This is a genomic window from Marinobacterium lutimaris, from assembly GCF_900108065.1.
In the GTDB taxonomy this organism is placed as follows: domain Bacteria; phylum Pseudomonadota; class Gammaproteobacteria; order Pseudomonadales; family Balneatricaceae; genus Marinobacterium_D; species Marinobacterium_D lutimaris.
In genome coordinates, this window is record NZ_FNVQ01000001.1 from 2,026,041 (window position 1) to 2,047,710 (window position 21,670).

General features: G+C 57.3%; 16 protein-coding genes and 4 tRNA genes. 12 read left to right on the top strand and 8 right to left on the bottom strand.

From position 1 onward, the window contains the following. Window positions 1-333 precede the first annotated feature (333 nt). The 5 genes from C4S72_RS09415 (at window position 334) to C4S72_RS09435 (ending at window position 2,264) form a co-directional block, all read left to right on the top strand. Window positions 334-409 (top strand) — tRNA-Asn (locus C4S72_RS09415). Between the two features lie 26 nt (window positions 410-435). Continuing rightward, window positions 436-511, top strand: a tRNA-Asn gene (locus C4S72_RS09420). A 16-nt stretch (window positions 512-527) separates the two neighbouring features. Further along, a tRNA-Pro gene (locus tag C4S72_RS09425) sits at window positions 528-604 on the top strand. Between the two features lie 67 nt (window positions 605-671). Continuing rightward, window positions 672-1,922 carry a glycosyltransferase gene (locus tag C4S72_RS09430; RefSeq protein ID WP_104002756.1) on the top strand — a complete coding sequence of 417 codons (1,251 nt, stop codon included), beginning with the start codon at window positions 672-674 and terminating at the stop codon, window positions 1,920-1,922. A gap of 265 nt (window positions 1,923-2,187) precedes the next feature. Then, a tRNA-Pro gene (locus tag C4S72_RS09435) sits at window positions 2,188-2,264 on the top strand. 74 nt (window positions 2,265-2,338) lie between these two features. On the opposite strand, the gene C4S72_RS09440 is transcribed toward C4S72_RS09435, so the two are convergent. From C4S72_RS09440 to C4S72_RS09450, 3 genes are read right to left on the bottom strand one after another with little or no spacing between them, the layout of a single operon-like run. Then, window positions 2,339-2,788 (bottom strand): ATP-binding protein, encoded by a 450-nt coding sequence (locus C4S72_RS09440; protein ID WP_327332608.1) that lies wholly within the window; start codon window positions 2,786-2,788, stop codon window positions 2,339-2,341. After that, complete coding sequence (locus C4S72_RS09445) at window positions 2,785-3,129, bottom strand: STAS domain-containing protein (RefSeq protein WP_104002758.1); 345 nt, start codon at window positions 3,127-3,129, stop codon at window positions 2,785-2,787. The genes C4S72_RS09440 and C4S72_RS09445 overlap by 4 nt, the downstream gene beginning before the upstream one ends. A 57-nt stretch (window positions 3,130-3,186) precedes the next feature. After that, a complete protein-coding gene (locus tag C4S72_RS09450) occupies window positions 3,187-5,211 on the bottom strand; it encodes a CHASE2 domain-containing protein (protein ID WP_146071890.1) in 2,025 nt (674 codons plus the stop codon). 454 nt (window positions 5,212-5,665) lie between these two features. Here C4S72_RS09450 and glsA point away from each other — a divergent pair, with 454 nt between their 5' ends. From glsA to C4S72_RS09485, 7 genes are all read left to right on the top strand, one after another. Further along, window positions 5,666-6,628 carry a glutaminase A gene (glsA, locus tag C4S72_RS09455; protein WP_104002760.1) on the top strand — a complete coding sequence of 321 codons (963 nt, stop codon included), beginning with the start codon at window positions 5,666-5,668 and terminating at the stop codon, window positions 6,626-6,628. 220 nt (window positions 6,629-6,848) lie between these two features. Continuing rightward, on the top strand, window positions 6,849-7,316 hold the full coding sequence (locus C4S72_RS09460; RefSeq protein ID WP_160115484.1) for a FecR family protein: 468 nt from the start codon (window positions 6,849-6,851) through the stop codon (window positions 7,314-7,316). Continuing rightward, window positions 7,313-8,020 (top strand): OmpA family protein, encoded by a 708-nt coding sequence (locus tag C4S72_RS09465; protein WP_104002762.1) that lies wholly within the window; start codon window positions 7,313-7,315, stop codon window positions 8,018-8,020. The genes C4S72_RS09460 and C4S72_RS09465 overlap by 4 nt, the downstream gene beginning before the upstream one ends. A gap of 18 nt (window positions 8,021-8,038) precedes the next feature. Continuing rightward, window positions 8,039-9,373 carry a TolC family outer membrane protein gene (locus tag C4S72_RS09470; protein WP_104002763.1) on the top strand — a complete coding sequence of 445 codons (1,335 nt, stop codon included), beginning with the start codon at window positions 8,039-8,041 and terminating at the stop codon, window positions 9,371-9,373. Between the two features lie 317 nt (window positions 9,374-9,690). Beyond that, window positions 9,691-12,918, top strand: a complete 3,228-nt coding sequence (locus tag C4S72_RS09475; protein WP_160115485.1) for a PAS domain S-box protein — start codon at window positions 9,691-9,693, stop codon at window positions 12,916-12,918. Beyond that, window positions 12,915-13,904, top strand: a complete 990-nt coding sequence (locus tag C4S72_RS09480; protein ID WP_104002765.1) for a response regulator — start codon at window positions 12,915-12,917, stop codon at window positions 13,902-13,904. Before C4S72_RS09475 ends, C4S72_RS09480 begins: the two co-directional genes overlap by 4 nt. Window positions 13,905-14,067: 163 nt before the next feature. Beyond that, window positions 14,068-15,390 (top strand): hypothetical protein, encoded by a 1,323-nt coding sequence (locus tag C4S72_RS09485; RefSeq protein WP_104002766.1) that lies wholly within the window; start codon window positions 14,068-14,070, stop codon window positions 15,388-15,390. A gap of 34 nt (window positions 15,391-15,424) precedes the next feature. On the opposite strand, the gene hypE is transcribed toward C4S72_RS09485, so the two are convergent. The 5 genes from hypE to C4S72_RS09510 are packed head-to-tail and all read right to left on the bottom strand — an operon-like array spanning window position 15,425 to window position 21,650. Then, window positions 15,425-16,450, bottom strand: a complete 1,026-nt coding sequence (hypE, locus tag C4S72_RS09490) for a hydrogenase expression/formation protein HypE (RefSeq protein WP_104002767.1) — start codon at window positions 16,448-16,450, stop codon at window positions 15,425-15,427. Continuing rightward, window positions 16,447-17,595, bottom strand: coding sequence for a hydrogenase formation protein HypD (hypD, locus tag C4S72_RS09495; RefSeq protein WP_104002768.1), 1,149 nt, complete (start codon window positions 17,593-17,595; stop codon window positions 16,447-16,449). Before hypD ends, hypE begins: the two co-directional genes overlap by 4 nt. Continuing rightward, entirely contained in the window at window positions 17,592-17,852 is a 261-nt protein-coding gene (locus C4S72_RS09500; protein ID WP_104002769.1) for a HypC/HybG/HupF family hydrogenase formation chaperone, read from the bottom strand. Before C4S72_RS09500 ends, hypD begins: the two co-directional genes overlap by 4 nt. A 28-nt stretch (window positions 17,853-17,880) precedes the next feature. After that, window positions 17,881-20,199, bottom strand: a complete 2,319-nt coding sequence (hypF, locus tag C4S72_RS09505) for a carbamoyltransferase HypF (RefSeq protein ID WP_200826705.1) — start codon at window positions 20,197-20,199, stop codon at window positions 17,881-17,883. After that, the gene (locus C4S72_RS09510; RefSeq protein ID WP_104002770.1) at window positions 20,199-21,650 is read right to left on the bottom strand and encodes a sigma-54-dependent transcriptional regulator; all 1,452 of its coding nucleotides are present in this window, start codon (window positions 21,648-21,650) and stop codon (window positions 20,199-20,201) included. The genes hypF and C4S72_RS09510 overlap by 1 nt, the downstream gene beginning before the upstream one ends. Window positions 21,651-21,670: the final 20 nt, after the last annotated feature.

The following is a 21,670-nucleotide window of genomic DNA, read 5'->3' on the forward strand; positions in this document are numbered from 1 at the left end:
AGCAACATTCCCTGTCAACCCGGCCATCTTGGCACCTCATCCAAATTGAGTTCGAAAGGCCCAGCGTCCTGCCGGGCTTGCTATGACCAGTAAAGCGCCTGAGGAAAATCGCACCACTGTCCTGTGGTACTAGGAGAAATTCCTAGCCGGGCGAACGCCCATCGCTCGAACAGGCTATATAAGCGATAGCTAACCAGGGAGCCGACACGCTGAATTGGCCTAAGTCATTATTTGATCAGGAATTAACCACAAAAATTGGGTTAAAAAACTTTTCCGATTCCCGCTTGACTCACCCCGCCTCGGTCACTAATATACGCGCCTCGGTTGAGGTGTTCCTCGATAGCTCAGTTGGTAGAGCAGTAGACTGTTAATCTATTGGTCGCTGGTTCGAGTCCAGCTCGAGGAGCCAACCGCCTTAATCGAAATTCGGGATATTCCTCGATAGCTCAGTTGGTAGAGCAGTAGACTGTTAATCTATTGGTCGCTGGTTCGAGTCCAGCTCGAGGAGCCATCCTGAAGTAGAAAGTCGGAGTGTAGCGCAGTTTGGTAGCGCATCTGGTTTGGGACCAGAGGGTCGGGGGTTCGAATCCCTCCACTCCGACCATCTTCTACATCCTTCCCCTGAACCACCCCTTAGATTTAAGATTCCTCGTCCGGGTGGGTTACTCAGCATGAACATCCTTGTTATCGGTTACGTTTGGCCTGAACCTGCGTCCAGTGCTGCTGGCTACCGCATGCTTGCCCTGCTTGATGCCTTTCGCGCCCAAAACTGGCAGGTCACCTTTGCCAGCCCCGCCGAGAAAAGTATCCATCGCACCGACCTGCCCGCGCGCGGCATCCGTGAAGTCAACATTGCGCTTAACTGCTCCAGTTTCGATGAGTTCATCTGCGACCTGAAGCCCGATCTGGTCATGTTTGACCGCTTCATGATGGAAGAGCAGTTCGGCTGGCGGGTAGAAAAGTGTTGCCCTCAGGCTATACGCCTGCTCGATACCGAAGATCTCTCCTGCCTGCGCCATGCCCGACACCAGGCCAGCAAGCAAAGTGGGCAGGTTGAACTGGATGTGCCTGCCGAGCTTCTTTATTCGGATCTCGCCAAGCGCGAAATCGCCGCTATCCTGCGCAGTGACCTGACACTGATGATTTCCGGAGCGGAGATCGAACTGCTCACGCAGACTTTCAACGTTGATCCTAACCTGCTGCTGAACAGCCCATTTATGCAGCAGCCGGTTTTACCGGCACAGCAACAACAGCTGCCTTCTTTTGGCCAGCGCCAGCATTTTATTGTGATCGGGAATTTTCGCCATGCCCCCAACTGGGATGCTGTACTCTGGTTGAAGCAGACGATCTGGCCTCGCATCCGCGCTCGCCTGACTGAAGCAGAGCTGCACATCTACGGCGCCTACCCTCCTCCCAAGGCAACACAGCTTCACAGCCCCACACAGGGCTTTTTTATAAAAGGCTGGGCCGAAGACGTGAATCTTGTGATGCAGCAGGCACGGGTCAACCTGGCGCCCCTGCGTTTCGGCGCGGGCCTTAAGGGCAAGCTGGTCGACGCGCTTGCCTGCGGTACACCTTCAGTCACGACCTCTGTCGGCGCAGAGGGCATGGCCGCTGAGCAGCACTGGCCCCAGCCGGTCGAGGATAATGCCGAGCAGTTTGCAGACATGGCCGTAGCGCTTTATACCCAACCGGAACCCTGGCTGGAATACCAGCAACAAGGCTTTACACTGCACAACCTGCGCTTCGACTTTGCTCGCCATGCCGACGCGCTGATTGAGCGGATACTAAAGCTGAAGCGCGAACTGGATAGCCACCGGCTCGCCAACTTCACCGGCGCCATGCTCAGACACCACAGTATGAAGAGCACGCAATACATGGCTCAGTGGATCGAAGCTAAAAATCGTAAAATAGATAGCTGACTTTCAACCGCTCCACATCAGCAGAGCTGATGTCCTACCTGATTGAAGCCGCCTTTGTCAGCATGACTCTTCGACAATGCTTGAACGTCAGTCCGTCGAGCCTGCGACCCACCGTCTGTGGATCGGTGATTATTCGACATTTACTTAAACGACTATAAATCTCTGATAAATTTCTTTATCATCAAGGCATTATCAGGGTGTTGCCAGGAATATCCAGGATCGCTGGCTCAAGTCCAGCTCAAGGAGCCATCCTGAAATAGAAAGTCGGAGTGTAGCGCAGTTTGGTAGCGCATCTGGTTTGGGACCAGAGGGTCGGGGGTTCGAATCCCTCCACTCCGACCATCTTCTTTACCCCCCCCCTTCCCCAGTGCACTACCAAGACAACGAAATCATCAGTTTTCCAGCCGTCTTACCGCTCATAGACCATACATCAGTATCAAGTGATTGACGCCATCCTCGCGCCGATAATCACATCGATCCATGTAGTGGCGGATCAGCTTGACGCCCAGACCACCCGGGCTGGCATCCTCCAGGGTCATGGGAACGGGCTCCACCTCAAACTCCAAAGGATCAAAAGCCCGGCCATCATCTGTAATTTCCAGACACAGCTCCGCGCCGGTTCGCGTCAGTCGCAGACTGATAGAGTGCGACCGCTCGTCATCGAAAGCGTAATCGATGATATTGGTGACCGCCTCGTTCGCACTGAGGTCAAATTTGAACCGTACCGCAACCGGCACATCCATCTCCGACAACACCTCCTCAAGCCAGTGACTCATGCGAGGGATTTCGGAATGCCGATTGGCGATCTGTAATGAACGCTCAGCTTCACGCGATAAAGATAGGTCACTCAAGGCCGGATACCTCAATTGCCTGCTAACACCTTGCCCGCTTCGTCCAGATCCGCACAGATAGTGATCAGCTGATCAATACCTGAAACCTTTAATACGTCCAGAACCTCGGGCTGAGGCGACAGGATAATGTACTTCCCACCGCGGCGGCTGACCGCCTTGGCATTGATCAGCAGGGCCCGTATGCCGATTGACGACATATACGGAACCGCCGACATATCTACGGCTACTCTTTCGTGGGGCTGGCCCGCCAGTTCAGCGAAACACTTTTCGATGCTTGCCACACCCTCTATATCCATTCGGCCGTCCAGGGAGATTCTGTAGATATCCCCTTCAAGCAGCTCTTCACGAATTTCCATGCGTTATTGAACCTCGATAAAAATTTCTCTCTTGCTGTTGCCGCCAAGTAAAAGATCTCAACCCTTCCATCTGATCACCATGACAGTCAGATCGTCTGAAGGCTCAGCGTCGCCAACAAACCGATATACGCCCTGTTTTACCCTTTCCAGCATAGAAATTGCGCTATCGTCCCTGTTCACGCCCTGTAACGCCTCCAGCAGCCGCTCCTTGCCGTAAAGCTGTTGATTTTTATTTGCTGCTTCCGTTACACCATCCGAGAAAATGCAGAGAAACTCATCCCGGGAAAGCCTGTGCCGGTGCGTGCTGTACTCAAACTCATCAACAATAGCGATGGGCGGCCCACTTGCTCCCTCCAGCTCCAGCGACCGACAGCGCTCCGCCACCAGTACCGGGCGCTCATGCCCTGCGTTACAGTAAAGCAGCTCACCGTTCCGCAGGTCGAGCACTCCCAAAAAAGCCGTAACAAACAGCATCTCCGGGTTGTCCCGTGCAATCTCCACATTGGCCCGGCTGAGCAGCTGCCCCAGGTCCAGATCTTCCAGCCCATCGCGCAGCAATACGCTTTTGCAGAGCGTTTTGCTGATGACCATAAAGAGACTGGCCGGTACACCTTTACCGCAGACATCGCCCAGGACAAAAAAGACACGGTGCTCATCCAGCATAAAACAGTCATAGAGATCACCGCCCACCATTTTGGCCGGCTCCATAAATGCATCGAGGTCGATTCTCGGCTCATTGGCAAACACGTCAGTGGCATTTGGCACTATGCCCATCTGGAACCGTTTCGCTGCCTCCATTTCACCCTGCACTCGCGCTGCTTCCTCGCGCTGTATCCTGAGATCCTTCTCCAGCGTATCGATCTGCCGCTCTTCACGCAGAAGTGAATCGGCCATCATCGCTATATAAAGCACGATAAACAGAACATAGGGAGACGCCACATCCAGTAACAGCAGGTATTTTGAGTAAGTCAGCAGACCTACGGCTGCGAGCAGCATTACAAGCCCTGCAACGATGGGGATATGCATCCAGGCCCTAAGTCGTGGCAGCAGGTAGAGCACCACGAGACCTAGCACCGTCATAATGCCCGCCTCGACCCACCGCGCCCAGTAGGGCCGCTGCAGCACTTTGCCATCGAATATCGATTCGAGTACCTGTGCATGGATCTCCACACCCGGCACCCTTTCCCCCAGCGAGGTGGTGGGAAAGTCCACCAGGCCCAAACCGGTAAACCCGATAAGAACCAAACGCCGCTCTAACTCACCAGGACTGATCGCACCCATAAGCACACGGGAGGCCGAGACAAAACGATCAGGATCATGGTGGGAATAGTGAACCCACACGGAGCCATCAGGCTCCGTAGGTATGCTCAGGTCACCGAAACCGACACTGCTTACCCCCCACTTGCCAACACTGATATCAAATAATGGCGACCCCGCCGCCAGTCGCAATGACTCCAGCGACAGTGAGGGCAGAATATTTCCACCCACCGCGGCCACCATCGGCACTTTACGTATGACGCCTCTGTCCATATCTGCACTCAGAATGGCATGCCCGGAAACCGCCGCCTCCAGGGCCGGCAGATTGCGAAGCGCAGAGGGAAACTGCCTGACCCAAGGCAGCGCCTCTCCGCCCTTAATTCTGACCGGCGTCATCGGCATTGCTTTGGGCGTACTGCCAGGGATACCGGCCACACCGAGCACGGTGGGATAAGCCGCCAGCGTCTGAGCCAGCAGTTCATCGTTACTGGGCAGCGCACAAACACTCTCCAGCAGACTTTCCGGCGCCGATGGCAGCAAACGCAAAGACTCACAAGGAGTGCTGCGATCAGGCTCAGGCATAATGACATCGATACCAATGGCCGCGGGGTTATACACGCCTATCTCGCCAATCAGGCGGGCCATCAGGCTTCGTGGCCAGGGCCATTGACCAAACCGCGCCAGACTCTCTTCATCAATATCGACGATTACCACCGGCGCAGACTGCCTCTCACGCGGCATCACCAACTGGTACAGATCAAAATTGAAAGTGCGCAGAAACGACTGAAACGGCACCAGACTGGAAAGGTGAAACAGCACCAGCACCAATAATCCAGCAGGCGCTGCCCAGCCCCTTAAAAAAGGCGAGAGTGTTGACCTTGCCCTACCGAGCCGAATCACGGAATCTCCGCCCTTCCCTGCCGCCGATGAGTCGATTATCTAAAAGAATTATCTGTCATATAAAAACGTCATTAACTGCAAAGTCAACGTATAAAACCGAGGAGACTATTAATTTTTTATATTGCCTCACCATAGAGCAGAAGGCATTTGCAGCGCCAACAAGGTGCACCTAATCGAAACCATATTAACTTTAGATTATAAAAAAATAATTTTTAATAATTAATATTAATCATTGCTTACATAATATTTTAACAATTACCCTTTTCAAACAACGCGTTCTAAGTAACCGTCCGCAACCAAGTACATATTTCGGTGCAATGGGCATATTAATTGCTGTCCGATCAGACAAACTCTTGCATCGAACCCTGGAGAATCCGGTATGGAAGAACGTTGGCTTCAAACACTGATCGACGGCCTCCACTCACGCTATGCCGGAGTCCACAAAGGAGAAGTGGCCAACTACATTCCCGAATTAGGCAAGGCCTCACCCGATCACTTCGGCATGGCGATCGCCACTTCAGACGGCAAGGTATTCGAGACCGGTAACAGCGATACACTGTTTACCCTGCAGTCGGTATCCAAGCCTTTCGCCTTTGGCATGGCACTCGAAGCCTTTGGCGAGGAAAAGGTAGCCAGACATGTGGGTGTAGAACCCAGCGGTGACAGTTTTAATTCCATCGAGCTGGAAAAGGTCACCAACCGCCCTTTCAATCCCATGGTCAACGCCGGCGCAATCACGGTAACCGCCCTGCTGTATCAGAAATATGGCGATCAGGCTCTGGACCGCATTCTGACGCGGCTCAGCGCTGCGGCCGGACGTAACCTGGGAATCGACGAAGAGGTCTATCACTCGGAGTCAAAAACCGGCCACCGTAACCGCGCTATCGCCTACCTGCTGCTCAATTTCGATATGGTGCCGGAAGAGGTCGAGCCCGCACTGGATCTCTATTTCAAACAGTGCTCCATTCTCGTGAATACCCGCGACCTGGCCATTATGTCCGCCACGCTATGCAACCTGGGGAAAAACCCGGTGACTGGTGAAGAGGTGTTTGACCTGGATGCCGTGCGCAACATGCTATCTATTATGTTTACCTGTGGCATGTACGATTATTCCGGCGAATGGGCCTACCGCGTCGGCGTACCGGCAAAAAGCGGGGTCAGTGGCGCGGTTATGGCCGTGGTCAACCGCCAACTGGGAATAGCCAGTTACTCTCCGAGGCTGGATGCAAAAGGGAACAGCTGCCGAGGAATCAATGTTTGTACTGACCTGGCCCAGGAGCTCGGCCTTCATACATTTGACTGTATGAATGCGGGTTCAAGCTATCTGAAAGCGGTGCTTTGAGTTTTATCTTCGGCTGAATTCGATCTGGATAATTTCGACATATGTCTCTTAAATTAGACACAAAAACAAAAAGCTTATTAAAGTCCCTTTTTCGCCACCTTTTTTACTTGTAGCAAACTATCGCTGAGCTATGATTCACAGCATCCGTGCCTACTAATCATAACGAGTTATATCGCCGGCGAGCAGTAAGGAAGACCGGCGGGTAATGGAGCACCCAACAATGATGTCACCTGCTAAAAAGCTGTGCCTTACGCTGGTTTTAACAACCGCGCCGCTACTCTCATTCGCTGAACCCATCGCAACCATCAAAACCCTCAGTGGTGATGTCACCCTGATCCGCGACGGCGAGACCCTCTCCGCCAAGCTGGGTGAGCGGGTTCACGAGGCTGACCGCATCATTACCGGCGATAACGGTAGCATCGGGCTACTCTTCGACGATGATACCCGTGTGGGTGCTGGTCCCCGCTCAACCCTTTCTCTGGCCGACTTTTCATACGATGCCAATAGTCAGGATGGCAACCTGGATGTCGAGGTCGATAACGGCACCCTGTCGATGATCGCCGGCAAGCTGGTCGAGAATCGCCCCGGCGCCGTTAAAGTCAGAACACCCGCTGCGATACTCGCCGTTCGTGGTACCGAATTCTCCGTCAAAGTAGCTAATTCTCTGGATAAGGATGTTGCGGAATGAGTCGTTCAGCCACCTTGCTGACGTCCTCTCTGCTGCTGACCACCCTGTCCGGGTGCTCTATATATAGCGGAGCGGTCAATTCACTGGGCCCGGATAAGCCCGTGTCTGATATCGCCGCTACCACCGAGGGCGAAGTTCTGCTTTCCACCACACCGCCACCTTTCTGCCCAGCTGTCGTAGAAACCTATATGGTGATGCCCGAAGACGGCCGCACCGGCATTGTCGATGTGGCTCTGGTCAGTGGCGATCAACTGGTACTTGAAGGCGACTACGCAGCAGCCGAGGTCGTTGGCGGCGTAGCCACTCCGTTCACCGGCGACGCCGATTCACTGCGGGAAACCTTCGGCGACTCTATCTCCGCCCTGCCACCGGCACCGATTTATGTACCGGTATATTTCTACTTTGACTCCGATATACTGACCGAAGAATCCATGGCAGACGCCCAGCGCCTCTATCAAGCGGTGCTGGAGCGCGCCGCTCCGGAGGTTATTGTCACAGGCCATACCGACACCTCTGGCAGCAAGGCATTCAACCAGACACTGGGACAGCGTCGGGCAGAGGCCGTGCGCGAAGATCTGATCGAGATCGGCGTGGATCCGCAGACCATCACTACCCGCTCTCTTGGTGAAACTCAGCCAGTGATCGAGACCGGGGATGGCGTCCGCGAACCTAAGAACCGACGCGTCGAAATCAACGTTCGCTAACAGAGTTCGAGTGAATTTATGAATAAGCAAAGGATGCGCCATACACTGCTTGCCGCTGCAATTGGCGGCTCGCTGGGAATCGCTTCTCTCCCTGTTTCCGCACAGACGATCGATGAAGCGATCACCGAAACCATGGAAACCAATCCGATGGTGCTGTTCGACGCAACCCGTCGACTCACCGACGAAGAACAGATCAAGATTGAAAAAGGCGAGTATCGCCCGAACGCCAACCTGACGCTGGGCTATGGCTATGAGTGGACCGACAACAGTACCACCGCCCCGGACGATGACGAGATGGACCGCCGCGAAGCGACCCTCAGCATCAGCCAGATGCTCTACGACGGCTACGCCACCAAAAGTCGCGTCGATTCCGCGGAGTCCATGGCCTCCGCGTCTGCACTGACACTGCTGGCCACCTCTGAAGATACCGCGCTTAGCGTGACCCAGGTTTATCTCGATGTGCTGCGCTACCAGCAGCTGCTCACCATCACCGATGAGAACCTGGAGTCTCACCAGGAAACCTACGACAAGATCAAGCGCCGCTACGACTCAGGCCTCGGCTCCGAGTCAGACCTGCAGCAGGCCCAGGCCCGTCTGGCGCTAGCCTCTTCCAACAAGATCGTGGCTGAAGGCAACCTTTGGGAAGCCGAGATCAACTTTGAGCGTGTGGTCGGTCATCCGCCGGTAGATCTGCAGATGCCGACAGACAAATGCTGCACCGATCTGCCCTCCACTGCCGATGACGCTGTTGCGATCGCCCTGACCGAACACCCGGCTCTGCTGGCAGCCATCGCGCAGCACGAATCGACCATGGCGCAGGTCAACGTAGCCCGTGCGGCCTTCCATCCGACGCTGTACCTGGAGATGAGCGCAAGCTCCAACCACGGCGTCGATGCGTCTGACTACCAGGAAGATGAGATACTGGCGATGCTGATGGCGCGCTACAACGCCTTTAATGGCGGAGCCGACAGCGCCCGGGTAAAACAGCTCCAACACCTGAGCCAGGCCCAGCGCGCTTCCGCCATCGCGGTACAGCGTGAGCTGAAGGCCAACGCTATCTCCTCATGGAACCGGCTCAATAATATCCATCAGCGCCTGCCTCAGCTGGAGCGTCACGTCGCCTCCTCCGGTGAAACACGCACCGCGTACCAGCGCCAGTTCGATATCGGCCAACGCACCCTGCTCGACCTGCTGGACTCCGAAAACGAGTACTTCACTGCACGTTCAGACGCCATCAACGGCACCATGGATGAGTGGTACGGTCGCTACCGCCTGCTTGCTCACGTGGGCAAACTGCTTAAGGCGATGGAAGTCTCTCCCGATTTTGAACAGGTCACTCTGGCTGCCCAGTAATCGCCGCAGAGATAAAACTATGCTGCCCCGAAAAGGGCAGCATCTCCCCCTCCCCCCAGCCTACCCAGCCATGCCTTTGCTTAATGTTTGACGCAATGCAGCTACGTTAATATAGTGCGGTCAAACTGTTCGAATATTATCCGCTGACAAAGATCTACCCTGTCGTCTTTTGCGTACACCACCTTCGATTCGTTTATCCAACCTGCAGGCATCGGCCCTTGAATCTCCACCACATGTTTTCCTCCCCTCCAGCGGGATTCCAGGCTCTTGCTGGCGTCTATTCAATACCCCTGGTTTTACTGTCCGTCGCCGTTGCCATGCTATCGGCAACACTGGCATTGAACTGCCTGAAGAACGCGCGTAGAGACGCCAGCCGTAAAGTAAAGGTGACTCAGGTGATCGCCGGCTCCATCGCGCTTGGCGGCGGCACCTGGTCGATGCACTTCATCGGCATGCTGGCCTATGAGCTGCCGATCGACGTCGTCTACAGTTTTAGCGGCACAGTGCTTTCTGCCCTTCCGGTGTTTTTTGCGTCTTTGCTATCTCTGTCGCTACTAACGTTAAAACGCACCGGCTCGGCCATTATTTTGAGCACCGGTACGTTGCTCGGTCTCGGTATCGGCGTGATGCATTACAGCGGCATGATGGCGATGAAGGTCGAAGCGCGCATGGTTTACGACCTGTTTGGAGTGCTTCTGTCCGTGCTGGTTGCCGCCGGCATGGCAATTTTCGCTATCTGGCTCGGTAGTCGGCAAAAGCCAATACTGCAGCGGCCGCTGCATGACGTAATCCTTCGCGGTTGCATCATGGGAAGCGCCATCGCCAGCATGCACTATGTGGGGATGGGGGCAGTCACCTTCTACACCGCTGGGCATATTATCGATGCGCCTCTGGTGACTCACCCCATATTCGCCATGCTGATCGCCATCGGCACGCTCAGCATTATCACGTCTGTAATCACCACAAATACTCTGGTTCGCTATAAACAGCTTCGCGTCGAAAACGAGATACGCAAACACCGGCTTGAAGCGGTGCTGGAAACCGCCGTGGACGGCATCGTCACCATCGACAGTCGGGGCCTTATCGAGTCGATGAACCCGGCAGCAGAACAGATGCTTGGCTGGAAAATCGACGAGGTCGCAGGCCAGAACGTCAGCCTGCTGATGCCAGCTCCCTACAAGGAGGCGCACGACGGCTACCTCAGCAACTACCTGAAATCCAAGGATGCCAAGATCATCGGCTCCGGCCGTGAAGTGATGGCCAAGCATCGCGATGGTCACCTGATCCCTATCCGACTGGGTGTTGGCGAGGTAGAACTGGACGGTCAGCCACCTCTGTTCGTTGGCTTTATTACCGACATCAGCGAACAGCGCCGCATGCAAAGCGCCCTGCGCGAAAGCGAGCACCAGTTCCGTACCCTGCTTGGCAATATGCCGGGTGTCGCCTTCCGCTGCCTCACCGACAACCCCTGGACCATGATGTTTATCAGCGATGCCGTTGAAGAGCTTACCGGCTGGCCGCCGGAGGAGTTCATCAACGGTCGCAAACATATGGCTCAGCTGATCTGCGAAGACGATATGGAGCTTTGCGAACGTACCGTCAGCGAGGCGATCCAGAACCGCAGCAGCTACTCCGTGGAATACCGTATCCGTCACCGCGATGGCAGCCAGCGTTGGGTGCTCGACAGCGGTGATTTCGAGTTCGTCGACGACCGCGCCAAGTGGATCGACGGCGTGCTGCTCGATATCACCGAGCGCCGCAATATGGAAGACGAGCTGCGTTACTCCAAGCAGGCCGCCGAGGATGCCGCCCAGGCAAAAGCCGCCTTCCTGGCCAATATGAGCCATGAGATCCGCACGCCGATGAATGCGATCATCGGCTTCAGCGATGTCATGCGCGAAGGCAAGCTGGAACCCGAGCAGAAACGCTATATCGACTCTATATCCAATGCCGCCCGCTCACTGCTTTACCTGCTGAACGACATCCTCGACAGCGCCAAGCTGGAGCGAGGCAAGCTGACACTGGATGTGATCGACTTCTCTCTGCATGAGCTGCTGGACAGCCTGGTATCGACCTACTGGCTGACCGCTCGCAAAAAAGGCCTCGACCTGAAACTAACCCTGGATCCGGCACTAGGAGACTATTTCCAGGGCGCACCCGACCGCATCCGCCAGGTGCTGACCAACCTGCTCGGCAATGCAATCAAATTTACCGAAGCCGGATCGGTGGAACTGAAAGCGCTCCGCAACGCCCAGGGCCGTATCGAGTTTAACGTCATCGATAGCGGCATCGGCATGTCGCAGCAGGCGGTCGAATCGATTTTCGAGCCTTTTACCCAGGCTGACGCGTCCATGAGCCGACGCTTCGGCGGTACGGGCCTTGGTACAACGATCAGCAAACAGCTGGTCGAGCTGATGGGCGGCGAGATCAGTGTGACCAGCCAGGAAGGCCAGGGCACCGAATTCCGGGTGACACTGCCGCTAACTCCCGGTATGAAACCGGAACGTCCTGTCACCCAGGCGAGCAGCAGTGAAATAGTGTTACCCAACCTGAATATTCTTATCGCCGACGACATCTCCCAAAACCTGGAGCTGCTGGAACTCGTGCTTGGCCGCGACGGCCATAAAGTGACCCGCGCCCGGGACGGACTGGAAGCGCTGGAGAAAATCAACGCACAGAAGTTCGACCTGGTACTGATGGACGTTCAGATGCCAAAAATGGATGGCCTGACAGCAGCCCGCAGAATCCGTGAGAAAGAAGCGGCTGAAGGCTTGCCCACACTGCCGATTATCGCCCTCACCGCCAGCGTGCTTGAAGCCGACAAACAGGCGGCCCGGGCGGCAGGCATGAACGGCTTTGCCCAGAAGCCGGTAGAGCCGCAGAATCTGAAGACAGAGATCGCGCGTGTCATCACCGGCAAAACCAGCGTTCAGATGCCAGTCACCGCACAGACGGCCTACCGGCAGCTGATAAATCTGGAAAGAGCGCTTGAACTCTGGGGCGACGAAGCACGCTACATTGAGCAGCTGGCACTCTTCCTCGACAAAAAACATGAAAAGATTCTGCGAGAAGCGCTCTCCAATAACAATTTCGATGAGCTCCGCCAGCTCGCCCACGCGGCCTCCGGCGTCAGCGGCAACCTGGCCATGATCCGTGTCTCGCGCCTGTTCAGGCAGCTGGAAACCTGTGCAGAGACACATGACCCAGGAGATTGCGAAACCCTGCTCTCTGACCTGGGTGCATTGCTTCAACGCGCAAAGTCAGAACTTGGGGAGCTCGAGGCCAACCAGCCTGAAATCAGCACAGAAGCGACTCAGAGCGAGCGCTGCGACAGGGCTTTCAACGAAGCCCTCATTAAAGCGCAGCGGCTCTGCGAACATGGCGAAATTGATGACGACATCATCGCCCAGATGCAGGAACACTGCCCCGACGAGCTTTGTCCAACGGTCGCTGAACTGGCACAGGCCCTGGAAGATTTCGATTTCCGCCATGCCAGCGTACTTTTAAACCAGATAGCGGGCACTTCAGAGGAGACACCTGCATGAAAATCGGAAATCCCCTGCCCCGCATATTGATAGTTGACGACGAGCCGGCCAACCTGCGCGTGTTAAGGCAACTATTGAACGACGATTACCGCCTCCTCTTCGCCCGTGATGGAGAGTCGGCGATTGACCTGACGATTAAAGAGCAGCCCGACCTGGTGCTGCTGGATGTGATGATGCCGGGTATGACCGGCTATGAGGTTTGCAGCGCCCTGAAAAATAACCCGGAAACCAATCATATCCCGGTTATCTTCGTAACGGCGCTAAAAGACAGCGTCGACGAAGCGCGCGGCTTCGAGCTCGGAGCCGTCGACTTCATCAATAAGCCGGTGGTGCCCGCGGTACTGCAAGCCAGGGTACGTACCCACCTGACGCTGGTAAAAACGGAAACCGTCACCCAGTCCCATCGCACCTTGATCGAACGCCTCGGCCGCGCGGCGGAATACAAGGACAACGAGACCGGCATGCATGTCATGCGCATGAGCCATTATGCGCACCTGCTGGCGCTAGCCGCCGGCTACAACGAAGAGACCTCCGACGCCCTGCTTCAGGCCGCGCCGATGCACGATATAGGCAAAATAGGCATACCGGACCATATTCTGCTGAAACCGGGCAAGCTCACCGAAGAAGAATTCGAGGAGATGAAACGCCATCCGGTGATCGGAGCGGAAATACTCGGCGACTCCAACGCGCTCCTGATCCGCATTGCGCGCACCGTAGCGCTGACCCATCATGAGAAATGGGATGGCAGCGGTTACCCCAAAGGCCTGAGTGGAACCGATATTCCGATTGAAGGGCGCATCGTCGCGCTGGCAGACGTGCTCGATGCCCTGACCAGCGAACGCCCCTACAAGAAAGCCTGGACCCTTGATGACGCCCTGGCCCATATCCGCGAACAGAGCGGCAAACACTTCGATCCGGAACTGGTCGCTTTGCTGGACGGGCTCGAGCCAAAAATCCGCGAAATCGCTGCCCGCTGGGCTGACTGAACCATCTATACGCCGCTTTGTGCGGCGTTATTCCCCCTTCTCGCGTTAACCGCAACCCGCTGTTTCAACGTTGCCAACATGACCGGCGCAGGATAGGTTGTATAGCTTTTCGGTGCTTGCCAGAGCAAGCGCCAGGCCGGTTGCAAGGAACTGCACAACTTTGATGAACACCGCGAATACCCAGACACTCGCATCACCTGCCTCGCTGCTACCAGGCATCGTTCTGCTGACCATTTTGCCACTGAGCATTGTCGCCGCCTTCAATGAACAGATTCCCGGCTACCTGGCTGGAATTCCCGCATGGGTTGCATTGTTCCTGCTGATAGCTCGTCAGCAGCGCGGGCAGATGATTCAGCGTATCGTGCTGCTGAGTATAGGGCTGACCGGCCTCGCTCTCAGCCTGGTAATCGGCAGTGAAGGCGGAGCCTACCTGCTGAAAGCCCTGGAAGCTAACCAGATGATTATCAGCATGTTGGTGGCGGTTAGCTTTCTGCGTCTTGTGACCCTGAGCGGCCTGGAAGCCGACGACCAGCTGCCGCCTGGCAACAAAGCGCTGCAGGGCACCCTGTTCGGCGGCCATCTCATCGCCTCGGTCATCAACATGTCATCGGTAATGATCCTCGGCGATCGTCTCAGCGCCAACCGGCCGCTGAACTCTCTGCAGGGGCTGATCCTGCTGCGTTCTTTCAGCATCTGCGCCGTCTGGTCGCCGTTTTTCGCCGCCATGGGCGTTATTCTGATCAGCGCTCCGGGCGCCAGCCTGACCACGCTGGTGATCTACGGAATTCCGGTGGCGCTTGCCGGCCTGCTGATGACCAGCTGGCAGATAAGTCGCCATCCGCAGGCGGCAACAACCCAGGGCTATCCACTGCATTTCGGCGCCCTCTGGATTCCCATGCTGCTGGCAGTACTGGTGATGATCGCCCACAACCTCTGGCCAGAGGTATCGGTAATTACGCTGGTCACCCTACTATCACTGCTTTTCACCCTGCTCTGGCTGCCGGTTAAAACAGGCAGCAGAAGCCCAGCCATACTGGCCAAGCATGTTCGACTTGGTCTGCCACGACTGGGCGGTGAGGTGACGCTGTTTGTGGCCGCAGCGGTATTGGCCGCAGGGATCGGCGCCCTGCTGCTATCGCTGGATATCCGACTGGCGCCGGAGCATTTTGGCCCACTGGCCGCCTGCATCACACTGGCGGTATTGATTGCGCTGGCGATGATCGGGATGCATCCGGTCACCAGTGCGGTCCTGGCGGGCAGCATTCTGATGCCCAGCGTGGATGACCCCAACCTGTTGGGGATCACCCTGTTGCTGAGCTGGTCGCTGGGCGTCGGCCTTTCGCCTTTCTCCGGCGTGCAGATAAGCCTGCAATCCCGTTACGGCATCAGCGCTCTGACGATGCTAAGGATGAACCGCTTCTACGCACCGACGATGATCGTCATCGGCTTTTGCACCATTAACCTCTACAGCTACCTGCACGGCTGATTTATATGGGCGTGACGAAGCGCCAATAGCAGCGTCAGCAGATCCGCGGTAACTGCTCACCATTAAGCCAGTCGACCATACGGCTGCCGCCAAACACCGTTTCCATCTGCACGAAGTGATAGGAGTCTTCCACCACAGTGCCGATGATAGCCGCATCCTGCCCCTGCGGGTGGGCGCGCATCACTGCCAGTAGTTCCTCGGCCCTCTCCTGCGGGCAGATAGCGATCAGCTTGCCCTCGTTGGCCACATAGAGCGGGTCCAGGCCGAGGAACTCGCAGGCCGCGCGCACCGGCTCCCGCACCGGAATCCGGCTTTCCATCAGTTGCATACCCACACCGGACTGCTGCGCCATCTCATTCAGAGTATTGGCCAAACCTCCACGGGTGGGGTCGCGCATGCAGCGGATCTCTGGCACACACTCCACCATGGCAGCAACCAGGGAATGCAGTGCCTGGGAATCGGAACAGATATCCGCCTCAAAGCCCAGGTTTTCCCTCAGCGACAGAATCGTCACACCGTGATCGCCAATGGAGCCGGATAACAAAATCGCATCACCGGGTTTAGCCTGGTCACCTGAAAGCTGCAATCCTTCGGGCACCACACCGATACCGGTGGTGCTGATAAAGACACCATCTCCCTTGCCGCGCTCCACCACCTTGGTATCGCCGGTAACGATTGGCACCCCGGCCTCTTTAGACGCAGCGGCCATGGAATCGACTATGCGCTTTAGGTCCGCCAGCGCAAAGCCCTCTTCCAGGATAAAACCCGCCGAGAGGTAACAGGGCTTAGCCCCGGACATGGCGACATCGTTGATGGTGCCATGCACAGAGAGCGAGCCGATATCGCCCCCCGGAAAGAACAGCGGCGATACCACATGGCTATCGGTCGCCATCACCACCCGCCCCGGTGGCAGCGTAAACTGGGCCTGATCGTTGCCCTGCGCCAGCCATTCATTATCGAACGCCTGGGCAAACAACTGCTCGATCAGTTCAGCCATGGCGCGACCACCACTGCCGTGGACCATTTCAACGCGGCCCTTGGCGATATTCAGACGACTCATGCGCGCAGCTCCTCAGCCGGAATCCGGCGCTCACTGAAGCGTCCATAACTGTAATAGGCGGCACAGGCACCCTCGGAGGAGACCATGCAGGAGCCCAGCGGATTATCCGGTGTACAGGGGTCGCCGAAGAGCACGCAGTCACGGGGATTTTTCACCCCACGCAGAATCGACGGACACTCGCAGGCCTTGTTCTCACGACCGTGCAGCTGCTCTACGCCAAAGCGCTTTTCAGCATCAAATTCGGCATATTCACTGCGGATCTGCAGCGCGCTTTCCGGGATGGCACCCAGACCGCGCCACTCAAAGCTGGAACGAAGTTCAAGCACCCGGCTCACCGCCGCCTGCGCCTTCAGGTTGCCCTCGCGGCTGACCGCGCGGATGAATTCGTTCTCCACCTCACAGCGGCCATCATTGAGCTGGCGGATCAGCATCAGGATAGCCTGCAGCACATCCAGCGGCTCGAAGCCGGCGATCACCACCGGACGCTTATACTGCTGCGGGAAGGGTTCATAGGGCGCAGAGCCGATCACCGTGCTGACGTGAGCCGGCCCGATAAAGCCGTCCAGCTGCAGTGCGCCGCTATCCGCCTCCGGCGTATTCAGAATCGCGTGCATCGCGGCCGGCGTAAGCACGTGATTGCAGAACACAGAGAAATTCTTCAGACCCAGCTTCGCCGCCTGATCGATCACCAGCGCCGTGGGCGGTGTGGTGGTTTCAAACCCGATGGCGAAGAACACCACCTCTTTATCCGGGTTCTGCTGGGCAATCTTCAGTGCGTCCGCCGGTGAGTAGAGCATGCGCACATCGGTGCCTTCCGCGCGTAACTTCATCAGGCTTTCACGACCGGAGCCCGGCACACGCAGCATATCTCCGTAGGTACAGAGGATCACTTCAGGGCGACGCGCCAGCGCTATCGCCATATCCAGCCGACCGATCGGCAGCACACAGACCGGGCAGCCAGGGCCATGGATCAGGCGCACGTTCTCGGGCAACAGACCGGGGATACCGTAACGGAAGATCGCATGGGTATGACCACCACAGAACTCCATCAGGTGATAGCGGCGCGCCGGATCAGCCTCCCTGCGGATCTGCTCGGCCAGGGCCCGGGCTTTTTCGCCATCACGAAACTCGTCAACGTATTTCATGCAGCGCCCTCCCCGGCCTTGGCTTCATCGTAGGCCTCCTGCAGCTGACCCAGCTCCTCAAACAGCGCCAGGGTACGCGCCGCTTCCTCCGGATCCAGCTTGTTTAGGGCGTAGCCCACGTGCAGGATCACGTAATCGCCCACCGACAGATCATCTACCAGGGCAATATTGATCTCCTTGCGTACACCGCCGATATCGGCCATCGCGCGCTCAGCATCGATCAACTCTTCGATCCGTACCGGAATCGCCAGACACATGGTTAACCCTCTTCTACTGCATTATTCGTTATACGGCCCTGACGCTCAGGCCCATTCTGACAGCCCAGGCCTGACCCAGGCTGATCGCGGCATCATTGCTTGGCAGCTGGGTGGGTATCAGCACCCTTAGCCCTCCAGCTTCCAGTCGTCCTTTAAGCTGATCTCGCAGCGCGTTATTCAGAAAACAGCCGCCACCCAAGGCCACAATATCCAGCGCCTGCTCTCGGGCCGATCGCAGGATCCACTCCGTCAACGCCTGCACCAAGGTAGCCTGAAAGCGCGCCGCACCAAGCTGTGGATCGGCTTCATCGATTAGTGAGGCCAGCAGGGGTATCAGATCCAGTATCAGCCCCGCTTCGGTAGCGCGGATCTCAAACAGCGAGCCGTTCGCCTCAACCTCTGTTCTCTCTGCATTCTGGGCCAGCGCTTCGAGAAGCATGGGCGCCTCCGCTTCAAAGCTCTGCTGCCGGCAGATCCCGAGCACACCCGCAGCGGTATCGAACAACCGCCCCAGACTCGATGTGACTGGGCAGTTCAGCCCTCTCTCCAGTATCAGACGCACACCCGCTGCTGCGGGATCATCGCCGAAGCGCTGCTCGATCAGATCGGGGCGCCCCACGCGATGGAACAGCGCACAGGCCAGGCGCCAGGGCTCTCGAGCGGCCTTGTCACCACCCGGCAAAGCGATAGAGGCCAACTCACCGAGTTGAGCAAACCCACCCGCATCAACACGCAACAGCTCGCCGCCACGCAACTGGCCATCGCTACCGAGGCCCACGCCATCCAGGGCGACACCCAGCACCGGCTCACAGAGTTGATGCTCCGCCATCACCGCGGCGATATGAGCGTGGTGGTGCTGCACCGGGTACAGCGGGACACCCAGTTGTTCCGCCAGAGTTTGCGCCAGGCGACTAGCATAGAAATCGGGGTGCAGATCACAGGCGATATATTCAGGCTTCACCTCAAGCAGCGCCTGCAGCTCTTTTACGCTGGCCTCAAGGGTACGGCAGTTGGCGGGGTTATCCAGATCGCCGATATGGGGCGAGATAAACGCATCGCCGCCCCGTGTCAGACAGAGCGTATTTTTCAGGTAAGCGCCCAGCGCCAGCACCACAGGCCCTTGGGATTCCAGCGCCACCCGTTTCGGCGCCAGCCCCCGACCTAGCCGGATCATTACCGGCGGCACTGAAATAGCATTAACCACCGAGTCATCACAGCGGTGCTCTATATCACGGTTATGCAGCACCAGCAGATCAGCGATCCCCGCCAACTTATGACGCGCTTCATCATTGGCCGTAATCAGCGGCTCGCCACTAAGGTTAGCGCTGGTCATCACGAGCCGCAGCGAATGCCGCTGCTCTCTCCAGTCGACGCCCTCAGGCCGATCTGCGTACTCATGGAACAGCAGCCAATGCAGCGGGCTATGCGGCAACATAACGCCCAAGCGATCCAGGCCCGGCGCGACACTTTCAGGCAACGGGTTCGGCTTTTTGACGCGTTGTAATACCACCGGCGCCGCAGCGGACTGAAGCAGCTCCGCGCCCTGTTCGGTCAGTTCAACAAGCTCATCCAGCGAGGCGGGATTCAGCGCCATCAGCGCAAAGGGTTTGCCCGGGCGACGCTTACGACGGCGCAGTTCTGCGACCGCCTCTGCGTTGTCTGCATCACAGGCCAGATGAAAGCCACCGACACCGCGCAGGGCGATAATCTGGCCGCGCTTGAGAGCCTCAACGGCAAGGCTTACAGCATCCCTCGCTATCCGCTCACCGGCTGAGGTTTCAGCCCAAAGCTCAGGTCCGCAATCGACACAGGCATTGGGCTGGGCATGAAAACGGCGATGCTGCGGATCGCTGTACTCATTGAGGCAAGCCGGGCACTGCTGAAACTCTGCCATGCTGGTGTTGGCGCGGTCATAGGGCAGCTGCCGAATCAGCGAATAGCGCGGCCCACAGTGGGTACAGTTGATAAACGGGTAAAGATAGCGGCGATTATCGGGATCGAAGAGCTCATCCAGACACTCAGCACAGACATTGGCATCGAGCGTCACCGGCAGTTTCAGTGCAGACTCGCCACGCTCGCTGGCATCGATACGAAAGCCCGGCCCGATGACGCCATTGAACACTTCGGTTTCAATGCCATCGATCTGCGCCAGCGGCGGCAGTTCGGCGCGCAACCGCTGCTGAAAACTGGACAGCGCGTCACTGCTGCCCCGAAGGTCAATCCTCACTCCCTGGCCGGTATTACAGACCTCTCCATCCAGGCTGAGCGAGCTGGCCAATCGGTGCACAAAGGGGCGAAATCCCACGCCCTGCACCTGACCACTGACACTGAGCCGCAGCGCCGGCATTACTGGGTATCCAGCTCATAGCGTTCGATCTTCGCACGCAGCCCCACGCGGGAAAGGCCAAGCTCACGGGAGGCACGGCTTTTGTTCCAGCGGTGGCGGATCAGGGTCTCGCGCAGGATCTGTTTCTCCAGCTGCTCGACACGCTCTTTCAGGGTACCGCTGAGGTCCGCCACATCCGCCAAACGCGGTGCTGGCTCGCCATCGACACAGCTGCGCAGCACCCGCGGATGGATCAGGTCGGCACCAAGCACCGGTTCTTTCGCCATCACCAGCATGCGTCGTACCTCGTTCTGCAACTGACGCACGTTACCGGGCCAGGCGTAACCGCTCAAGCACTCCAGCGCCTCATCGCTGAAACCATCCACCGGTTTGTCGAACGCTTCCACCGCACGATCAAGAAAGGCGTTGGCCAGCAGCGGTATATCCTCGGCGCGCTGCTCCAGTGCCGGCAGCTCCAGTGTCACTTCCGCCAGGCGGTAATAAAGGTCTTCACGGAAGCGGCCGGCAGCGACCTCCTCTTCAAGCCTGCGATTGGTAGAAGCGATCACACGCACATTGATCGGGCGGCGCTGGCTATCACCCACACGGCGCACCTCGCGCTCCTGCAATACGCGCAGCAGCTTGACCTGAAATGCCGGCGAGATTTCGCCGATTTCGTCGAGGAAGATGGTGCCACCGTCGGCCTGTTCAAACAGCCCCACATGGTCGCTGATTGCACCGGTAAAGGCGCCCTTGCGGTGTCCGAAAAGCTCCGACGCCAGCAGTTCGTCTGGCATGGCGCCGCAGTTTTCCACCACGAACGGCTTGTCGGCTCTCAGGCTGTTGTAGTGCAGCGCCCGGGCGAACAGCTCCTTGCCGCTGCCGGAGGGACCGGTTACCAGCACAGAGATATCGAACGGCGCTACCTGGGCGACCTGGTTACAGAGCTGATTCAGCGGGCTATCGCTGGAGCGCAGAATTTCGCTGAAATCGAAGCGCTGACGCAGGCGCTGTTTCTTGGCTTCAACCTGGTCCTCGACCTGAGGCGTGGTCAGACGCATCTCGGTAGCGAGCAGGTCATTTTCCGATTGCAGCTCCACCATACGACAGGCGTTCTGCAGCGTCAGCAGCAGGTGATCCGGATGCCAGGGTTTGGTCAGATACTGGAAAATTCCCGCCTCGTTAAGTCCGCGGATAATATCTTCAGAGTCGGTATAGCCTGAGAGGATCAATCGCGCGGTCTGCGGCCAGCGCTCGCGCACCTCGATCAGGAACTCGACGCCGGTCTGGCCCGGCATACGCTGATCGCACAGCACCGCCTGGATGCTGTTCTCCTCAAGCAGCCTGATCGCCGCTTCCGTACTGGTAGCGGTGAGCACATCAAACTCTTCGTCGAGGGTTCGCTCCAGCGTTTCCAGCGAGCGGATCTCGTCATCCACGCAAAGCACTCTGGGGCGCGACGGGTACTGCATAGGTTTCTCTCCGTTCTGTG